Origin of the sequence: Hymenobacter sp. IS2118, from assembly GCF_000715495.1 — a bacterium.
GTDB lineage: Bacteria > Bacteroidota > Bacteroidia > Cytophagales > Hymenobacteraceae > Hymenobacter.
This window is the reverse complement of the sequence record NZ_JNLX01000042.1, coordinates 1-2,535: the sequence shown is the minus strand read 5'-3', so window position 1 is coordinate 2,535 and position 2,535 is coordinate 1. Positions and strand designations below refer to the sequence as shown.

The window sequence follows — 2,535 nt, the reverse complement described above, 5'->3', positions numbered from 1 at the left end:
GCCGAAGCGCACGCCGGTGGCCGTGGCCCGCGCCGTCAGCGTCACCGCCCCGCCCGCCGGCGTAAACTTGATGGCGTTGGCCAGCAGGTTGCGCAGCACGGCGGTGAGCAGGTTCAAATCGGCCCAGGCCCAGGCCCCGGCCGCCGCGTCGAGGCCCACGGCAATGCCCTTGCGCTGCGCCACCGGCGCGTAGAGCTGCGCCACCCCTTGCACGGCCGGGGCGGCTCGCAGCCGTCCGGGGTGGCTGGTCAGCAGGCCGGTTTGCAACCGGGCCCAGTCGAGCAGGTTGTCGACCAGCGCGCCCACGTGCTGGGCGGTGGCGTCAAGCTCCTGCACCAGCTCCGCCGCCTCGCCGGGTGCCCCGGTTTCCAGCGCTTCCCGCAGCAGCGGTGCCACCTGCTGAAACACGCCCACCGGCCCCCGCAAATCGTGGCCGATGATGCGCATCAGCTCTTTTTGGGTGCTGTTGGCCTGGCGCAGCGCGGTTTCGGAGGCTTGCAGCCGGTGCCGCGAGCGCTGCAATGCCAGCAGCAGTGCCCCGCCCCCCAGCAGCAGGAGCAGCAGCGCGCCGGCCACCCCCCCGTACTGCCGGGCGCGGACGGCCTGCTGCTCGGCCCGCAGCTGGCTGATGCGCCGCTGCTGGCGGAGCGCCCGGATGCGGGCCTGCTGCTCGGCCACGCCCAGCAGCGTTTGCTGGCGCACGATTTCCTCGTTGCGGGCCCGGCTTTTCAGCGCGTCGTGCAGCACCGTGTAGCCCAGCAGGGTGTCGAAGGCTTCGGGGCGGCGCAGGGCGTGCAGCACTTTGGCCAGCACCAGGCTATACTCCACCACCTGCGACTGGTCGCCGGTTTCACGGGCCAGGCGCAGGGCTTGCCGGGCGTAGGGCAGGGCCGCCGCCGGCTGGCCCAGCGCCAGGCGGGTAGCCGCCAGGTTGCCCACGGCGTAGGTTTCGAAGCGGCCCTCGTGGGTGGCACGGGCCAGGCGCAGCTCACGCCCGAAGGTGGCGGCGGCCGAGTCGGGATGGTGCTGGGCCAGTTGGAGCAGCCCGATAAGGTCGAGCAGGTTGAGCAGGTCGGGGGGGGTGGTGCGGGAGCTAACCAGGGCCAGGGCCTGCCGCAAAGGGCGGTCGGCCCGGTTGTATTGCTTCACCTGCAGGTAGGTGTTGCCGATGTTGGTGAGCACGCCCACCTCCCGGTCGGGGATGGCGGGGCGGCACCCGGCGTACACGGCCCGTGCCTGCTCGAAGTACGCCACGGCCCCCGGCACGTTATTCATGGCATCGGCCACGATGCCCAGGCCCGAATAGGCCAGGCCCGTAAGGGGGCAGAGGTTGGCGCGGCGGGCGGCGGCCAGGGTGGCCTCGTAGGCCCGTTGGGCGGCGGGGTAGTCGCCCCGGTGGTATTCGCTGCTGGCCAGCGCGTTCAGGGCATAGGTCAGCCCCGGCGCGTCGTCAATGCGCCGGGCCAGGGCCACGCTCCGCAGGGCATAGTGGCGGGCGCTGTCGAGCTGCACGCCGCGCAGTGCCCGCGCCAGTAGCCAGTAGGTACGCACCCGCGCCGTGTCGGGCAGGCCGGGGCGGCGCAGCCGGGCCCGCAGGCTGTCGGGGGGCAGGGGCGGGGCGGCCAGCACCGGCAGTGGGCCACTCAGGCAGCCTGCCAGGCAGCCCACCAGCACCCGCGCCAGCGAACCGAATTGGCGCTTTTTCCACCCCGCCACGGCGCGGGGAAGGGTCGGGAGCAATTGCAGTGGGAGAATCATTGCGCCAGCCGGCTGTTCTGATAGTTCCGCTAAGCTACTCTCTTATGCCCGAAAACAGGCCGTTCGCGGCCGCCGTCGGGACGGGCGGGTAGCTAGTTCCAGCCTTTTCCCTGCCCGCCGCTCCTCCTCCGGTTGTCGTCATTTATCCCAAAGGCAGAGGCCGTAGTTGCCAAAGGTGAGGAGAGCGATAAATGCCTCGTAGCCGGCGTCGGGCAAGGCACTGGCCACCACGGCCCTGGTATTGGTTTCAGGATTTCCACTTGGTCCACGAAGGCCGTCACGTTCACGCTGGTCGCGCCGGGCACGGTGGTGCCGGCGGCGGCGGCCACGCGCGGCGGCAGCAGGCCCTTTCCGGTGCTCACAATATCCTGGGCCGCCGAGGCATCGGGGGCGGTGGTGCCGATGCCCACGCCCCCGGTCTGGGCCTGGGCGAGGTGGGGGGCGGTGGCCAGCAGCAGGGCGGCCAGCGGGGCGAGGAGGTAACGGTTTAGCATCGAATCAGGAATAAAAAAAGTCAGGCAAAATCCGCCCCGCCGTGCGGCGGCGCGGTGGCCGAAGGGTTCGGGCTGCCGGGGCGGTGGTCGACCAGCCCCGGCAGCCCGAACCTGCGCCGGTGGCCGCGCTGTTTCCTAAATGGGAGCGTAGACAAAGTGGGTACAGCTACGCTAACCTGCTGACAGGTAGAGGGTGATTTTTGCATGGTCCGCCGTTTGGGGAGGGGAGGGGCGCGCGGCGGGCTAGGTGGGGCGGCCCGGCGCGCGCCCCTGGCGCGGGGCG

The 2,535-nt window shown here is 71.3% G+C and carries 2 protein-coding genes; both read right to left on the bottom strand.

The annotated features are described in order from the left end of the window. Window positions 1-1,740 (bottom strand): tetratricopeptide repeat-containing sensor histidine kinase (locus GM79_RS02275; protein WP_152559786.1); only part of this gene is annotated, 1,740 nt, incomplete at its 3' end. Window positions 1,741-1,850: 110 nt separating this feature from the next. Further along, on the bottom strand, window positions 1,851-2,252 hold the full coding sequence (locus GM79_RS02270) for a hypothetical protein (RefSeq protein WP_035558604.1): 402 nt from the start codon (window positions 2,250-2,252) through the stop codon (window positions 1,851-1,853). Window positions 2,253-2,535 lie beyond the last annotated feature (283 nt).

Coding starts and splice junctions, on each gene's coding strand:
- GM79_RS02270 (WP_035558604.1), bottom strand. CDS start 2,252: ATGCTAAACCGTTACCTCCTCGCCCCGCTGGCCGCCCTGCTGCTGGCC.